The sequence below is a fragment of the Thermanaerothrix daxensis genome (genome assembly GCF_001306145.1).
Classification (GTDB): domain Bacteria; phylum Chloroflexota; class Anaerolineae; order Anaerolineales; family Anaerolineaceae; genus Thermanaerothrix; species Thermanaerothrix daxensis.
On sequence record NZ_LGKO01000002.1, the window covers coordinates 668,525 to 682,936 of the forward strand.

Sequence of the window (14,412 nt, forward strand, 5' to 3'; positions counted from 1 at the left end):
ACCCATGCGCGCAATTTGGGCAATCGTTCGTAAAGATGTGATATTGCGTTTTGCCTCTCCTGGTGAATGGTTGTTCTTTATCGTCTTGCCCATCCTTTTTACATTTGTTTTGGGTACGGCAAACTTCGGCTCTGATGGGAGGGTGTCTTTACCGGTGGTGGACGAGGCAGGAAGTGATTTGGCGCTCCGAGTCATTCGGGCTTTGGAAGCCGCCCCTGGCTTACGACCGGAAAAACTCAGTCGCGTAGAAGCCGAAGAGCGCTTTCAGGCACGGAAGGTAGATTTCTGGCTCTACTTACCGCCGGAACTAGAGGAAGAACGCTTACTGGAAGGGGAGCCGGTGCAGGTCGTGCTCTATCAACGTCCCAATAATTTGCGCGCCTTGGCCGTGCAACGTGCCGTTGAGGCGGCGGTGGGCAAGGAAAGTTTGACCATTGAGGCTGCCCAGATCGCTGTTCGCATGGCTGAGTACTACACCCGTTTTGATACCGATGCCGAGCGTCAACAGTATTTTGATGAATCTGCTCAGTTAGCACAAACGCTTATAGCCCAGAGCCCTGAGCGGTTGGAAGTGGTTCGCCCACCCAGTGCTCCAGTTTATGATCCTCGGGCAAGTGCATCGGCTGGTCAGCTCATCTCCTGGGTATTCATTCCCTTGTTTGGGATCTCTGCGCTTTTTGCCTATGAACGAAATACTGGCACCCTGGCACGGATCTTGACCACACCCACTTCTCGGGCCATTTTTCTGATAGGGACAATCGGTGGGCAGGTACTGGTAGCGCTGGGTCAGATGCTTCTTCTGATAGGTTTTGGTATTCTGGTCCTGAAATTGCCCTGGGGCCGTGATCCCTTGAGCCTGGCCCTTTTGCTTCTTACCTCGGCACTGGCTGCAGCGGCTATTGGGGTCTTTATGGGAACGTGGATCAAGAATGAGGCTCAGGCTAACAACCTCAGCATTCTGATGGGAATGGTTATGGCCCTTTTGGGCGGTTGCTGGTATCCGCTGGAATTCTTCCCCGAACCAGTCAAGGTTGTTGTTCATGTGCTCCCGACCACCTGGGCGTTGGAAGGCATGCTCAACTACCTGTTGCGCGGGAGCACGGGGGTGGTGCTGTTCCCCTATCTGGGAGCGCTCCTGACCTTCGCCGTTCTCTTTTTTACGCTTGGGGTTTGGCGATTACGTCGCGAGCAACAGGTCTGATTTTGAGACAGGATGAGGGGACTGCAAGCAGATAGCAGCCCCTCATCCTTGGAGCGATTATCGGGTTTGGGCCATTTCCAGAATTTGGGTTGTGAAGGCCCCCTTTACTTCGGTCGTGGGAAGCACGTCATACTGGTGGAGCATATCGGCCAGTGCCTGCCATTGTTCCTGCGTTTGCCAACCCCATCCATGCGCGCGGGTTACATCGCTTTGCGCGTCTTTGAGTTCAGTTTCTAGCATGTAACGCATGTGTTCTGGATTGGTCTCAGGGCCGGTGTACTTCAGGACGGATTGGACGGCTTCGTCAGGATGTTGTGCGGCATAGTCAATGCCTCGTAGGGCGGCGCGTAAGAAGCGCGCCAGCACTTCGGGGTGCTCCTGAAGGTAGGACTCACTAGTCGCATAAGTCAGGCCGAGGGTGGGCACCCCGTAATCCGCAGCATCCCATAGGATGATTTCGTACCCCCAGGAGCGGAGTAGAAACGGCTCGTTGGACTTAAAGAGAGGGTAAACATCTACCTTACCCTCAACCAGTAGCCGGGGATCAAACCCAACGTTGACCAGATTAACTTTATTGACATCTGCGCCCGCTGCATGGAGTAGCGCAAAAAGGTCAGGCGGTGGGGTGCCCTTGTAACCAACCAGATGGCCTTCCCAATCCTTTGGGGTCACCATTCCGGAATCTTTGAGGGCGGCAAAGGCTTGCTGGCCGCGTTGCCCGATCAGGGCAATGGCAACTAAGGGCAAGCCGGGGTCTGCCCGACGCTGGAGCAGGACGGCGGCATCCTGGGTGGTTACCTGGATTTTGCCAGCGGCGAGCAATTGAAGGTGCTGGCCTTGACCGGGGGAGTGCTCGATGGTGACATCCAGTCCTTCGGCTTCGAAATAGCCCTTTTCCTGTGCTACGTAGACTCCTACAAAGGGCAGATTGGCCTGGGGTTTGTAACCTGCCATAAAGGTTAGAGCAACTCGGGGCGGCGTGGGAGAAGATTGGACGGGTTGACAAGCCACCAGGAGATTAGAGATGAAGGTGAGTGAGAGCACAAGCAATAATGAGAAGGAACGGTGCTTCATGGTTGGAGAACCTCCAGGATCATTGGGATGAAAGGTACCAGAACGCCAGGCGCTGTTCGACCTGGGTGGTTAACCAATATAAGAGAATTCCCGCTGCTGCCAGGATGAAAATGGCGGCAAAGAGGTGGGGTAAATTTAGATTGGTGTAGGCCAGCCACATCTGACGTCCCAACCCACCTGAGGCGCCGGTCCATTCCGCTACAATGGCACCAATTAATGCCAGAGGAGTGCTGACTTTCAGGGCGGCGAAGATGTAGGGCAGGCTGTGGGGGAGTCTCAGGTGCCACAAGAATTCCCATCGGCTGGCCCGCCATGAGCGGAACAGATCCAGTAGGCTAGCATCAATGGTTTGCAGACCAACCAGGACGTTTATTAGAACCGGGAAAAAGGTGACCAAAGCCGTGATCACCACTTTGGGTTGCCAGCCAAACCCCAACCAGATGGTGAGTAGAGGAGCAATGGCCACCAGTGGCGTGGACTTAACCAGAATCGCCAGGCTCATGACCCCGTGCTCCAAAGTAGGCCAAAAGGTGACCAGCACGGCGATGCATATGCCTATGCAGGTACCCAGGCAGAGACCTAGCAGAGCCTCGCCGAAAGTCACCAGCGAGGCGTGGAGGTATACTGGGGCATTTTGAATCAGGGTGCGCAGAATTAAACTGGGAGGTGGAAGCAGATAGACGGGGACATGCCAGAAGTACACCCCGGCTTCCCAGGCTGCCAATGTGCCGAGCATAAAGGCCCAGGTTATGCGTCTACTGTTGGCTGATCCCGGCATGAGCGAGATCTCCTGAAGGGGATGCAGAGAAGAGCGTATTTCGTAGTTGGGTCACATAAGCATTGAAACCGCGAGAATTTTCATGGCGTGGGCGCGGTAGGGCTACCGTGATATCTTCGATTACCTGAGCAGGCTGGGGCGAAAGCACCAAAATGCGGTCGGCAAGCCGGACTGCCTCGTAAATGTGATGGGTCACCCAAATTACGGTGGGGTGTAACCATTGCCAGAGGTCCAGGAGTGTATTGCTGAGGTGCTCGCGGGTTAATTCATCCAACGCAGCAAAGGGCTCGTCCATGAGCCAGATTGCAGCCCCCTGAACCAGCAGGCGGGCCAGGGCAACTCGCTGTTGCATTCCCCCTGAAAGATGGTGAGGATACTCGTCGCTGTATGCAGCCAGACCCACCCGCTCAAGCGCCTCTTCTGGTTCCAACAGGGCGGTGGAGCCGTTTCTTTGAAACCGCAAGGGCAGGGCCACGTTCTGGCGCGCAGTCAGCCAGGGCAGTAACGCAGGGGATTGTGCCATCCAGGCAACGGCTGGGTGATTTGAACGAAGCGAGGCATCCTTACCATTAAGATGGATTTCTCCATGGATGGGTTGGAGCAGACCAGCTAGTAAGCGCAAAAGGGTGGATTTGCCGCAACCACTTTGACCAATGATGGCTACAAACTGTCCTGAGGGAATGTAAAGGTTAATCTCTTGCAAGACAGTTGAGGAGGAACCTGGGTAACTGAAAGTTAGATTCTTAATGAGAATTTCCATCTGGAACCTGGGCGATTACGAGGGGGTAGGAGGATTGGCCAGACCACGCCAACCCCGCAGATGTTCCACTTCGATTTTGAAGACCTGGGCAACCTGGTGTAAATAAGGTTGGGCGAGATCTCGCCCCAGGTAGCGGCGTGCCAGACGATTGAGCAGGTGTTGTAAATCGTGCTGGCTCAGGTTCTCCATAGGGATAGCCTGCCCGCGTGCCACCACACGGCGCAAGGGGGGCCAGGGTTCATCAACGGTCAAAGAAACTGCGGGATTCTGACGCACGTATTCGGGCCAACGCGATCCCTGCCAGGCAATGACCGTAAAAGAATGGCCGTTCCACTCCTGCCAGAGGGGGATCACGTGGGGCTGTCCATCCGGGCGCACGCACGCCAGGCGAGCCGAAACGGGACCGCGCAAAAACACCTCGATTTGAGAAGGGGAAAGGGGTTCCAGGGGGTGCAAATCCTGAATGGGTAGGGGCTGGAAGGGGGAGTAGGTCAGGGCTCCCATGCGGTAGGAGATACGCGCGGCCAGGTTTCTTAAGTCCGCGCCCAGTGTGGTTTTAAGGGTGTGAGGTTCCCACCGGTGGGCTGGTGCGCTCAGGAGCAGTGCTGCGCGGGGCTGAAAGCCATCTGGGCAGATGGGGGCGGCGAGATCGAGCGTTTCGGGGGAAGCACTAAATGCAAGGCCCTCTTCAATTTCAATCGCAGCCGGTATGGAAGTAAAAAGGGCTTGCGCGGCTTCTAGTTGGGGATAGAGTTTTCCAACCTGGAAGACACGACGGATTTCGTGTTCTCCCTCAGTTTGGGCTAGAACAAGCAAACCTCCTGAGACGGGGACCAGTAGGGCGATTGTCTCGGGCCAGGCAAACTGAGCAGCCTCCTGGTAAAACGCGGCTAATAATTCTTGCTGGCTCAGATCTCCTCGCGCCTGCCAGGCAAGCAGGCGCGGGCCGGGCAGGTAGCGCCCCCGTTTCTCTGACTGTTCCAGGTAGCCCATGGCTTTTAGGGTTTTGAGCAAGACGAACAGAGAGGAGCGCGAGAGCCCCAGTTCCTTCATCAGTGCCTGGGGAGTGAGTCCTTCGGGATGGGTCAAAATGGTTTCAAGTAAACGGAGGGTACGCTCGGCGCTGCGTGCTAGTTGTAGGTCTTCCATAAGATATCTCGTATATTGTACTTTGGTCTATTATATTGGACTTTGCAAGGGAGTCAAGATAGAATGCCTGGTGCTAGATGGCTTTCTCAAAGTCGCGAATGACCCGAGAGAAGGAGGGCAAAAGCCTGGGCAAGATGTCCGGCTTGCTTGATCAGCGCCAGGACAACGTTATGCACCGTGGCCAGTATCCGGGCCGTAGCCCCTTTCGTCATTCGCGTGGCATCTTCCCGAAAGGTCACCTCCTGGCGATAATGCAAGCCGGTTTCAACAACCAATGCTTGCGTCTGATTTGCATCATCTGCTTGGGTGAGGCTTTTTCGCAGGTCAGGCGGGTGATGCCGTGTTCTACTGCCTGGCTGGTTTAGACCACTTTTCCCTGACGTATCCAAAGGAAACACCGTTCCAACCGATAGACTTGTCCTAGACCGGGCCAATCGAGATAGTTGTTGAGCATGGCGCTGGTCTGGATATGACGCTTCTCAATCCGTTCATGTCCCTTATTGAGGGTCTCTGCCTGCAGAAAGTCGGTGGGGATCTTCCCAAGCCTCGGTTTGGGAGGGTCTGCCGCAAACAAGCGCTCAAGATTTTGATACAGATGCCCTTGGTTTTCCTTCACCACCCAGATGAGATTCTCGAGGCAGAGGGCATTAAGGCCGAAGTTGTCCCGTGGGATTTGGGATCCTTCAAGGGCCAGAACGCTGATCTCATTGTTGCGCCCATGGATATGGAACAGCATTTACGCTCCGCATCGGCAAAAGTGGTATTGATCAAGAATCTTGTAGACAAAACGGAGGTTAAGGAAAAGGTTCTGGCAGCGATCCGCGAGTTCAACCAGGGGCAGTAGACAGGAAAGGAGGTGAGTATTTTAGTGAAACGTTGGATGCAAAAGCCCATTATTTAAATGCGTCCGAGAAACTGTTATTCTAAGTCTAGCGGGAGGTCAAAGAGGAAGGAAAGATGGTCTATAAAAGAGACTTCATGAACCTCAGGGGTTAAGAAAGGAGATAAAATTTTATGTCTGCTTTCACGTTTGAATATCTCAATTGTTTGATTGAGTTACTGGCTCGAATTCGAGACGAGGAAAGCGAAGCCCTTGAGCAAGCAGCTCAGATCATGGCAGATGCGATTGAGCACGGACACAGTATATTCGCTTTCGGATGCACACATTCGTCATTACCAATCCAGGATCTGGTTTATCGGGCGGGCGGGTTGATGTTGATCAACCCCATTCTCGCGCCAGGTATTGCATCACTTGATGTGCATCCTGCGACGCTATCTTCGGCCATGGAGCAGATGACCGGATACGCCAAAGTTATCCTGGATAACACCCCAATCCAATCCGGAGACGTACTCATTCTGGTTTCGGTCTCAGGACGCAACGCAGTACCCATTGAGATGGCTCAAATTGCGTGTGAGCGCGGTATCAAGGTTATTGGAGTAACCTCAAAAGAGTACACTGAAGCCGTTACTTCCCGCCATCCCAGTGGAAAGAAAATGCGAGATTTTGCAGACGTAGTCTTGGATAACAAAGCCCCGAAAGGGGACGCAGTCCTCTATGATCCGCGAGTGCCCCAGAAGTTTGTCCCTGTTTCAGGAGTAACCTCTAATGCACTTCTTCAAGCGTTAGTTGCTGCGACAATCGAAGAGTTGCTTGAACGAGGGGTTACACCCCCCGTTTTATTGGCGGCTAATCTGGATGGGGGGGCTGAATATAATGCGCGGCTTTTTGCTCAGTATCGTGAGCGGATCCATTATCTATAGGAGAAAATGACCTTGTAAGCAAAAAAGCGCCTGTCCATTTGACAGGCGCTTTTTTAGCCACGTCTTTTCTTTGGGTGGCCAGAGATGGGGGAAAAGTCTTTAGCGCAAAATGAACGAGAGGATGATCAGGATAACGAAGAAAGTTCCTGCCAGGGTCCCAATGCGCTTAAGATCTTTGATCACGTAGGAGTAATCAGGGTTGAATTCGGCGCTAGAGGTGCTACTCCGCGTCACGGGGCCTGGTCGGGCCTCGGCGGGTTGTGCAGGGACGGGGCGTTGGGGCGTTGTTTTAGTAGATGAGACGCGGCGTTTTTGTTTCTTGCTCATATGGTTTTCTCCTGAAAAGGTTGAACTTTATTCTTGCAACCGAGCGGTCACAACAATGCGCTGGTTATCTACCATATAAGGATAACACGAAATCAGGGTAACGATGGGTTCTTGGGAGGGCGCCATGACCTCAACTCGTGTTGGCTCGACAATCTGGGTTTGTTGCACAATGTAAACGTAGGCTCTCTGATTGCTGTAAAGGATTACCTGATCCCCGGGTTTGAGTTTATCCAGGTCGCGGAAAATTTCGCCAAAGATGTCATTATGCGCTGAGAGGACAATGTTACCCCGTTGCCCCGGGTTCGGTGTTCCCAGGCGTTGTCCTACCCCTTTCTTCAATTGCTCCCAACCATCACCCTGAACAACAGGCGCGTCTACATTAATAGCCGGGATTTGGATGCGCACGGCTTGTTCAACACTGGGGGTGGGCACGGGAGGTTCGGGCAAGGAAAGCATGACCGGGCGCAGGTGCTCGGGGATCTCAGCCTCGTTGGGACGTGCTCCGCCGGGAGCATTGGGAGGGGTGTGCCCGCCGGGCAGGACAATCGCCGTAATCGCCGGTGTGGGGGTTAATGTGGGCTGGTTAATCAGGGAGACCACTTCGCGATTAAGGTCGCGGATGAGGGTGAAGCCGTTTAACAGCACAAAAGCAAGCCCAAGCACAGCCAATATCTCAACAGCCAGCAACAGGCGATCCAGCCAGGAACGCTTATGGGGTTTTTCCGTCGGCCCGGTTTTCTCATCATCCCCAAGTGGACGGCTGTGCAGGTCTTCCAGTGGAACCGCCGCTGGCTGGTCTTCAATGAGCACCAAACGGCCACTGCGCCGGTAGTGCTCTAAACGCCGCTGGCGTCGGGCGCGCTGCTTTTCTATCAGCAACAGGCGCAATTCTTCTACGGAAAGGTCCTCGGCTGAACGCTTACGTGCCATTTCGGCTCCCCGGGGCAAGCCCCAACTTGCGTCTGATTATACCGTATCCTGAGAGCGATCCTTATTTCTGAATCTTTCGACTTCCTGAGAGGTGCAACGAAAGTGCCAGGTGAGAGCGAAGGGCAGAGATTATGGTAATATTTGACCAATAAGGTTGCCCAACTTGGAGGTCTTGCATGTTCAAGCGTTTAGGATTGGGATTGGCACTTGTGGTCATAGGGCTCTGGCTCGGGATGGGGCGCGCGTTTGCCCAAACGGGGATTTCGTTTGAAGCCCTGGAGATTGACCTGTGGCCCGAATATGATCGCCCTGAGATGTTGGTTATCTATCGAATATGGCTAGCAAATACGGTTAAGTTGCCAGCACAGATTGATTTGCGTATTCCTGCGGCTGCTAAGATTCCATATAACGTGGCTTATGAAGATACCGATGGGATGCTTTACAATCTGAACTACACTACCAAAGTAGAGGGGGAGTGGCTGAGGGTGACATTTACTACACCGGCACCTGTGCTTCAAGTGGAGTACTATGATCCGGGTCTTAAGAAGGAAGGTGCGAAACGCACTTACGAATACCTCTGGCCGGGAGATTATCCGGTTAAAGATCTCAATGTTGTGGTTCAGCAGCCCCCCACGGCCACGGCCTGGAATCTAAGCCCGAGTATGGGAAGCGCTGTTAAGGGCAATGATGGGTTGGTGTATTACCACTACGCAGTGGGAGAACTAAAGGCTGGCACCTCGTTTGTACTGCGTTTGCAGTACGAAAAACCAGACGATCGGCTGAGCGCTCCCATGCAATCTGTACAACCCATTACGCCCATTGAAAAGGCGGCTTCGGATTTGGGGAGCACATGGTATACCCAACCCTGGGTCATGGCAATGGGGGTGGGGTTGGTTTTGATCCTGGGGGGGATGGTATGGTGGTTAACGCTGACCCGACAGCGACCAGGCACAGCGACCAGGCGCTCGCGACATGCTTCACGTGCTACCTCCTTCCGTCCAGTGGAAATTTCCACAACCCAGACAATGTACTGTCCTTCATGTGGGCGTCGGGTGCAGCCGGGCGATCGCTTCTGTCGAATTTGCGGAGCACGACTACGGCAGGAGTAAAGGGCTGGTAGTGTGATTGATCGTGTTGCCCTTGCCGTGAGTGGGGTGGTGGCATATAATCGAGGGGAACTTACGGGTAAGGTCAGACGAAGGATAAAATGACGGATAAACCATCTACGGAGACAATTACGCAACCCACCTTACCTCGGCGTGATTCGGTGGGTTGGTTAAGAATGCTTTCAGAAGCGCTTCAGGTGATCGTCCTGGCGCTATTATTGTATTTTGTGATTGACACCTTTATCGCTCGGGTGCGGGTTGAGAATATCAGCATGCAACCTACTCTCAAACCAGGGGAATTTGTGATTGTCAACAAAGTGGCTTATCGCACCGGCCAGGTGCAGCGGGGAGATGTGATTGTGTTCCGTTATCCCATGAACCCGCGTGAGGATTACATCAAACGCGTCATTGGCTTGCCAGGGGATCACATTGAAATTCAAAATGGTAAAGTCTTTGTCAACGGCCAGGCCCTTGAAGAGCCCTATGTCGCTGCCTCTCCCAGTTACAACGGGGTATGGGACGTTCCGCCGGGCCAGTTATTTGTGTTGGGCGACAATCGAAATCAATCTTCCGATTCACACTCGTGGGGATTTGTGCCCATGGAAAACGTGGTCGGCAAGGCCCTCCTGGTGTATTGGCCGCCCAATGAGATCAAACTATTAACCCCCTCCTCAATTGTTAACGCTGCCAGATAGACCTCTAAGGAGCCTCCTATGGATTTCTCGCTGAACGATCTCATTGTTCAGGCTCATCGGTTTGCTCAGGAGCCACCCCCTCTTGAAGTGCCCCCTGGACTGAAAGAGCAGCCAATCACAGCGCTCATTGATCACACGCTGCTTAAACCCGAAGCCACCCCTATCCAGATTGAGCAATTGTGTACGGAAGCGCGGCGCTATGGGTTTGCTGCCGTTTGTGTGAACCCGGTCTATGTTTCTCGTGCGGTGCGAGCCTTGGCGGGGTCGGGCGTGCGCGTGGCTACGGTGACCGGTTTTCCATTAGGTGCCAGTGGGCGCCGAGCCAAGCTAGCGGAAACGCAAATCGTGATTGAAGAGGGCGCGGTTGAGGTGGATACCGTCATTGCTATTGGATTGCTCAAAGGGGGGGAATATGCCGCTGTTTATGATGAACTAAGTGCTTTAAGTGAGCTTTGCCACCGCTCCGGGGTGGTGCTTAAGGTGATCATCGAAACTGCGCTCCTGGAACGCGAGGAGAAGATTCTGGCTTGTTTGCTGGCCAAAGCAGCCGGTGCAGACTTTGTGAAAACCTCCACTGGATTTAGCACTGGCGGAGCAACCCTGGAGGATGTAGAATTAATGCGGAGAGTGGTTGGACCGCACATGGGTGTCAAGGCCGCAGGCGGCATTCGTACGCTAGCAGACGCGCAAGCCATGGTTCAGGCGGGTGCTAATCGGCTTGGCACCAGTGCGGGGGTTAAAATTGCTGAGGCGTTAGTGGTTGGAAAATGAGAAAGATGTTTGTTTCTCCGGGTTTCCCTGTTCGGCCTTGCCCAGAGTGTCAGGCAGGACAATTGCATCGCCAGTACCTGGCTTACTACACCTGGCTGGGCAATGATTTAATCACCGTGCCGGATTTTCCGGCCTGGGTGTGTGATTTATGCGGGCATCGAGAATATGACGCAAATGCCCTTAACCGCCTTTCGCTGATTCTAAGCCCCACGGCTGGTAGTGCACCCAAACGGCGACGCCGGGTGCGCCCACAGGTGCGTCAACGCGTCAAAAATCCGCGCCCCAGCCAGCCCGAGTAATATATCTGATGTTAGTATTGCGGCGGTTGACTCCTCATGAGTCAACCGCTGTGTTTTTTGAATTGAAAAATTGTGAGTTGAATCATTGACACGCCAAACGGGTGTTGGGCTATAATAAAGGCACGATACTCTTTCCGGAAGGAGGAAGAATTCATGGCGAGCGTTACATTTGAGCATGTCACCAAGCGCTTTGGTGACTTTGTGGCGGTCAACGATCTCAATTTGCACATCGAAGATCGCGAGTTTCTGGTCCTGGTTGGCCCTTCGGGTTGTGGGAAAACCACAACGTTGCGCTGTCTGGCCGGCCTGGAGGACGTGACAGAGGGCATTATCAAGATTGGCGATACGGTGGTCAACGATGTGCCACCTAAGGACCGCGACATTGCGATGGTGTTCCAGTCTTATGCGCTTTACCCGCATATGACCGTTTTTGACAATATGGCGTTTGGACTCAAATTGCGCAAGGTACCAAAGGAAGAGATTAAGCGCCGTGTTGAGGAAGCTGCACAGATTCTTGGCATCGAAAACCTGTTGAAACGCAAACCCCGTGAACTCTCGGGCGGACAGCGCCAGCGTGTGGCGGTTGGCCGGGCAATTGTGCGTGAGCCCAAGGTCTTTCTATTTGATGAGCCGCTTTCCAACCTGGACGCCAAACTTCGCGTGCAGACACGGGCAGAATTGAGCAAGTTGCATCAGCGGTTGCAAACAACGTTTGTCTACGTGACCCATGATCAGATGGAAGCCATGACGATGGCTACTCGCATCGCGGTCATGAACAAAGGGGTGTTACAGCAACTGGATACACCGCAGAATCTGTATGATCGGCCCGCCAATTTGTTTGTGGCTGGCTTCATTGGATCGCCGTCCATGAATTTCTTCCCCGCTCACATCCGGAAAGACGGCAGTGATCTCTATGTGGATGCCGATTCGTTCAAGGTCAAAATCCCAGAGCAACGCGCCAAACCTTATTACAACTATGCAGGGCGTGAGGTAATCTTTGGGATTCGGCCTGAGGATATCCACAACCCGCAATTCGCACCGCCGGGCATTCATGCGGAACCTGTAGAAGCACGGGTTGACGTGATTGAGTTAATGGGGAATGAGATCTTCCTCTATCTGGTCAATGGGCGTCACAATTTCGTAGCCCGTGTTGATCCACGCACTCGCTTCAAGGTGGGGGAGCAGGTGCAGGTGGTCTTCAACATGGACAACTTCCACATTTTTGACCCAGCCGTTGACCGCGAAAACCCGGTCGCTGTGCGCTAAAAAGACTCGGTCAGACCAATTGGGCGCAGAGACAACCACTCTGCGCCTTTTTATTTTCTTTGGGCTAATCTCTTTCCGCCGAATGCGGCTACGAGAGCCATGCTGATGGTGAGCAAGCCCATGGCGGTAAAGGCATCTTGCCAGAAGCGCAATGGGAAAAGGCGGATAAGGGTATCCGAATAATAGAACAGCCAGGTATCGCCCTCAAAAAAGAGACGGTGAAACGCTGTAAACAGCCAGTTGAAACTGACCATGACTCCCATGAGGATGAGCAGAACAAGACCTAATGTAAGCCATCCTCCTCGCGAAATAGCCAGCCAGAAGGCGCGAGTCTGCTGGATACGCCATGCCCAAAGACCAACTACCAGGTAGAGAAGGAGTAATCCTGCCCAGACGCGGATCATTAACTGCACCAGGTTTTTCACATCTACCATATGACGCAGTTCACGGGGGTTGTAGAGGGGCTGTCCGTTTGAAAGGCTTTGCGAGGATAGGAACGATATATCGGCTTGGTTGAGTAAATAAGAGAGTGAGTAGTTAGCCCAATGAAGGCGTTCTTCCAGAGTGAACCCAAAAGGGTCAGGGGGAAAGCCAGGCAGGTGATAGGCCACTTGAAGGTAGAGCGGAGTAAGCAACATGCGAATGGATGTGGTAATTAGCAAGAGAGGGAGCAGAACGATTAGCAATCCAAATAACCAGCGGGATGCACCCTTCATCATCATTGCCCTCCGGGATTAAAGAGCAGGTAGTCGAGTACCATGGTGTTGGTAATTTGTTCAACAGGGGCGAGATCATCCGTAAAGAAGGGACCGTCTGGAGGGGTGGGTTGAAGATTTGCCAAAGCGATTTCCATGGTCCTCAGGAGCAGGGGGGGTGTCTGAGGATTCTGGCGAAGAAGATCGTAATTGACTCGCAAGTTAGCCGCATTTGTAGGCTGACGGCTCGCATAGAGCAGGCTGTTGAAGGTACCTGGCAAATCCACCACATGAACGGATGGGAAAACACGATGCAGGGTGCTGCTCAATCGTTCAAGCAGGCGCCGGTCTTGAGGACCCCGTCCTACATTCACCACTGCCACACCATCTGGGGTCAGGTGATCGTAAACAATTTGGAAAAATTCCACGGTGGTCATGTGCCAGGGAATATAGGGGGGACGGTAGGCATCCAGGCTGATAATCTGGTAGCGGTGTGGACTGGTAGCCAACCCCCAACGTCCATCCTGAACGATGACGCTTAAGTTGGGTTCGTTCATACCGAAGTACTGGCGAGCGACTTCAACGATGCGCGGATCAATTTCAAAACCATCTATCTGGGCATTGGGATAGACCTCAGCGGCTTGCAGGGCGGTAGTGCCTGCGGCCAGGCCAACGATTGCAATCCGGGTGACCACATCTGTTGTGACAGGGGGTGGGTTAAAGAACGGTGCGACGAGAACCTGTTCCCAGGGACCGCCGAAGAAGCGCTGAGTAGGATGATAGACCGAATGGATGCCTTGCCCTTCGTTCAAGCGGAGCAAGCGGTATTCTCCTTCTTGAAGAACCTGGATGTAGTTGTAAGCCGATTCTGTCTCGTAGATTAACCCGCGGGTTGCTTTATCACTCCCTTGTAGCCCCAGCAAAAATACCAGCAGAGGGACTATCGGGGTCCAGGCGTAGGCCAGAACTCGTCGCCAACCGCTGCTAATCCCTAACCCGACCAGCCCAGTAACAAGGAGGATAACACTGCAAACCAGGAAGGTGCGATAAGTGCCCAGGGTGGGAATCCACCACAGAGGAGGGAGAAATGTGCCCAGAAACGACCCCAGGGTTGAAATGGCGTAGATACGTCCGGAAATGCTCCCGGCCTGGCGAGAATCGTGCAGGGCCAGTCGAATGGCAAATGGGGAGGCTGTTCCCAGCAAGGTGATCGGAATGCTGAAAAGGACCATGACCCCCGCGAACGAACCGAAGAGCACCCCCAATTGCAGGGCATCGAAGGCATCCGCGGCCAGCCGAAGAACCGGGCGAGCAATCATGGGAATTACAGCAATCGCCAGGGCGCTCCATATCAAAATCTGGTAGAACGTGATGAATTTTGGAGATCGGTCTGCCCAGACACCACCCAAGAAGTAGCCAGCTGTGAGGTAAATGAGAATCAGGCCAATGATGCTGGCCCAGACAAGGTTGCTGGTACCGAAATAATTGCCCAGAAGTCGTGAGGCGCTCATCTCCAGGGCCAGCGTGGTCAGTCCGGCAAAGAAGACCGTCACATACAAAAGTCTGCGCATGGTAGAGATTATACCCGTTTGAGGTTTCA

General features: G+C 53.6%; 17 protein-coding genes. 7 read left to right on the top strand and 10 right to left on the bottom strand.

Going from position 1 to position 14,412, the window contains the following annotated elements; genetic code table 11:
• The first annotated feature begins 4 nt into the window (after nt 1-4).
• Complete coding sequence (locus SE15_RS03410; RefSeq protein ID WP_054520692.1) at nt 5-1,201, top strand: ABC transporter permease; 1,197 nt, start codon at nt 5-7, stop codon at nt 1,199-1,201.
• Between the two features lie 57 nt (nt 1,202-1,258).
• On the opposite strand, the gene SE15_RS03415 is transcribed toward SE15_RS03410, so the two are convergent.
• From SE15_RS03415 to SE15_RS14300, 6 genes are all read right to left on the bottom strand, one after another.
• Entirely contained in the window at nt 1,259-2,275 is a 1,017-nt protein-coding gene (locus tag SE15_RS03415; protein ID WP_054520693.1) for an ABC transporter substrate-binding protein, read from the bottom strand.
• Between the two features lie 19 nt (nt 2,276-2,294).
• Entirely contained in the window at nt 2,295-3,053 is a 759-nt protein-coding gene (locus tag SE15_RS03420) for an ABC transporter permease (protein WP_054520694.1), read from the bottom strand.
• Nucleotides 3,031-3,813, bottom strand: a complete 783-nt coding sequence (gene ccmA, locus SE15_RS03425; RefSeq protein WP_054520695.1) for a heme ABC exporter ATP-binding protein CcmA — start codon at nt 3,811-3,813, stop codon at nt 3,031-3,033. Before ccmA ends, SE15_RS03420 begins: the two co-directional genes overlap by 23 nt.
• A gap of 15 nt (nt 3,814-3,828) precedes the next feature.
• On the bottom strand, nt 3,829-4,962 hold the full coding sequence (locus tag SE15_RS03430) for a helix-turn-helix domain-containing protein (protein ID WP_054520696.1): 1,134 nt from the start codon (nt 4,960-4,962) through the stop codon (nt 3,829-3,831).
• An 86-nt stretch (nt 4,963-5,048) separates the two neighbouring features.
• Entirely contained in the window at nt 5,049-5,237 is a 189-nt protein-coding gene (locus tag SE15_RS14295) for a hypothetical protein (protein ID WP_152965518.1), read from the bottom strand.
• Between the two features lie 86 nt (nt 5,238-5,323).
• Entirely contained in the window at nt 5,324-5,698 is a 375-nt protein-coding gene (locus SE15_RS14300; protein WP_152965519.1) for a hypothetical protein, read from the bottom strand.
• Between the two features lie 278 nt (nt 5,699-5,976).
• On the opposite strand from SE15_RS14300, the gene SE15_RS03445 reads away from it, so the two are divergent.
• Entirely contained in the window at nt 5,977-6,723 is a 747-nt protein-coding gene (locus SE15_RS03445) for a sugar isomerase domain-containing protein (RefSeq protein WP_054520699.1), read from the top strand.
• A gap of 99 nt (nt 6,724-6,822) precedes the next feature.
• On the opposite strand, the gene SE15_RS03450 is transcribed toward SE15_RS03445, so the two are convergent.
• Both SE15_RS03450 and SE15_RS03455 read right to left on the bottom strand, forming a co-directional pair.
• Nucleotides 6,823-7,050, bottom strand: a complete 228-nt coding sequence (locus SE15_RS03450) for a hypothetical protein (RefSeq protein WP_054520700.1) — start codon at nt 7,048-7,050, stop codon at nt 6,823-6,825.
• A gap of 27 nt (nt 7,051-7,077) precedes the next feature.
• The gene (locus tag SE15_RS03455) at nt 7,078-7,980 is read right to left on the bottom strand and encodes a sortase (RefSeq protein WP_054520701.1); all 903 of its coding nucleotides are present in this window, start codon (nt 7,978-7,980) and stop codon (nt 7,078-7,080) included.
• A 176-nt stretch (nt 7,981-8,156) separates the two neighbouring features.
• Between SE15_RS03455 and SE15_RS03460 the strand changes: the two genes are divergently transcribed.
• The 5 genes from SE15_RS03460 (at nt 8,157) to SE15_RS03480 (ending at nt 12,117) form a co-directional block, all read left to right on the top strand.
• The gene (locus SE15_RS03460) at nt 8,157-9,089 is read left to right on the top strand and encodes a zinc ribbon domain-containing protein (protein WP_054520702.1); all 933 of its coding nucleotides are present in this window, start codon (nt 8,157-8,159) and stop codon (nt 9,087-9,089) included.
• A 98-nt stretch (nt 9,090-9,187) separates the two neighbouring features.
• Nucleotides 9,188-9,781 (top strand): signal peptidase I, encoded by a 594-nt coding sequence (lepB, locus tag SE15_RS03465; protein ID WP_201778047.1) that lies wholly within the window; start codon nt 9,188-9,190, stop codon nt 9,779-9,781.
• 18 nt (nt 9,782-9,799) lie between these two features.
• On the top strand, nt 9,800-10,552 hold the full coding sequence (gene deoC, locus SE15_RS03470; RefSeq protein WP_083461667.1) for a deoxyribose-phosphate aldolase: 753 nt from the start codon (nt 9,800-9,802) through the stop codon (nt 10,550-10,552).
• Nucleotides 10,553-10,557: 5 nt separating this feature from the next.
• Nucleotides 10,558-10,851 (top strand): YgiT-type zinc finger protein, encoded by a 294-nt coding sequence (locus tag SE15_RS03475; RefSeq protein WP_054520704.1) that lies wholly within the window; start codon nt 10,558-10,560, stop codon nt 10,849-10,851.
• Nucleotides 10,852-11,004: 153 nt separating this feature from the next.
• Nucleotides 11,005-12,117 carry an ABC transporter ATP-binding protein gene (locus SE15_RS03480; protein WP_054520705.1) on the top strand — a complete coding sequence of 371 codons (1,113 nt, stop codon included), beginning with the start codon at nt 11,005-11,007 and terminating at the stop codon, nt 12,115-12,117.
• 50 nt (nt 12,118-12,167) lie between these two features.
• Here the strand turns inward: SE15_RS03480 and SE15_RS03485 are convergent, their stop codons facing one another.
• Together SE15_RS03485 and SE15_RS03490 are read right to left on the bottom strand one after the other, a co-directional pair.
• Nucleotides 12,168-12,833, bottom strand: a complete 666-nt coding sequence (locus tag SE15_RS03485; RefSeq protein ID WP_236689972.1) for a TIGR01906 family membrane protein — start codon at nt 12,831-12,833, stop codon at nt 12,168-12,170.
• Nucleotides 12,834-12,835: 2 nt separating this feature from the next.
• Nucleotides 12,836-14,383 carry a spermidine synthase gene (locus tag SE15_RS03490; protein WP_152965520.1) on the bottom strand — a complete coding sequence of 516 codons (1,548 nt, stop codon included), beginning with the start codon at nt 14,381-14,383 and terminating at the stop codon, nt 12,836-12,838.
• Between the last annotated feature and the right edge of the window lie 29 nt (nt 14,384-14,412).

Bases quoted from the DNA above. Each gene is read 5' to 3' on its own strand.
- SE15_RS03410 (WP_054520692.1), top strand. From the start codon at position 5: ATGCGCGCAATTTGGGCAATCGTTCGTAAAGATGTGATATTGCGTTTT.
- SE15_RS03415 (WP_054520693.1), bottom strand. From the start codon at position 2,275: ATGAAGCACCGTTCCTTCTCATTATTGCTTGTGCTCTCACTCACCTTC.
- SE15_RS03420 (WP_054520694.1), bottom strand. From the start codon at position 3,053: ATGCCGGGATCAGCCAACAGTAGACGCATAACCTGGGCCTTTATGCTC.
- ccmA (WP_054520695.1), bottom strand. From the start codon at position 3,813: ATGGAAATTCTCATTAAGAATCTAACTTTCAGTTACCCAGGTTCCTCC.
- SE15_RS03430 (WP_054520696.1), bottom strand. From the start codon at position 4,962: ATGGAAGACCTACAACTAGCACGCAGCGCCGAGCGTACCCTCCGTTTA.
- SE15_RS14300 (WP_152965519.1), bottom strand. From the start codon at position 5,698: ATGCTGTTCCATATCCATGGGCGCAACAATGAGATCAGCGTTCTGGCC.
- SE15_RS03445 (WP_054520699.1), top strand. From the start codon at position 5,977: ATGTCTGCTTTCACGTTTGAATATCTCAATTGTTTGATTGAGTTACTG.
- SE15_RS03450 (WP_054520700.1), bottom strand. From the start codon at position 7,050: ATGAGCAAGAAACAAAAACGCCGCGTCTCATCTACTAAAACAACGCCC.
- SE15_RS03455 (WP_054520701.1), bottom strand. From the start codon at position 7,980: ATGGCACGTAAGCGTTCAGCCGAGGACCTTTCCGTAGAAGAATTGCGC.
- SE15_RS03460 (WP_054520702.1), top strand. From the start codon at position 8,157: ATGTTCAAGCGTTTAGGATTGGGATTGGCACTTGTGGTCATAGGGCTC.
- lepB (WP_201778047.1), top strand. From the start codon at position 9,188: ATGACGGATAAACCATCTACGGAGACAATTACGCAACCCACCTTACCT.
- deoC (WP_083461667.1), top strand. From the start codon at position 9,800: ATGGATTTCTCGCTGAACGATCTCATTGTTCAGGCTCATCGGTTTGCT.
- SE15_RS03475 (WP_054520704.1), top strand. From the start codon at position 10,558: ATGTTTGTTTCTCCGGGTTTCCCTGTTCGGCCTTGCCCAGAGTGTCAG.
- SE15_RS03480 (WP_054520705.1), top strand. From the start codon at position 11,005: ATGGCGAGCGTTACATTTGAGCATGTCACCAAGCGCTTTGGTGACTTT.
- SE15_RS03485 (WP_236689972.1), bottom strand. From the start codon at position 12,833: ATGAAGGGTGCATCCCGCTGGTTATTTGGATTGCTAATCGTTCTGCTC.
- SE15_RS03490 (WP_152965520.1), bottom strand. From the start codon at position 14,383: ATGCGCAGACTTTTGTATGTGACGGTCTTCTTTGCCGGACTGACCACG.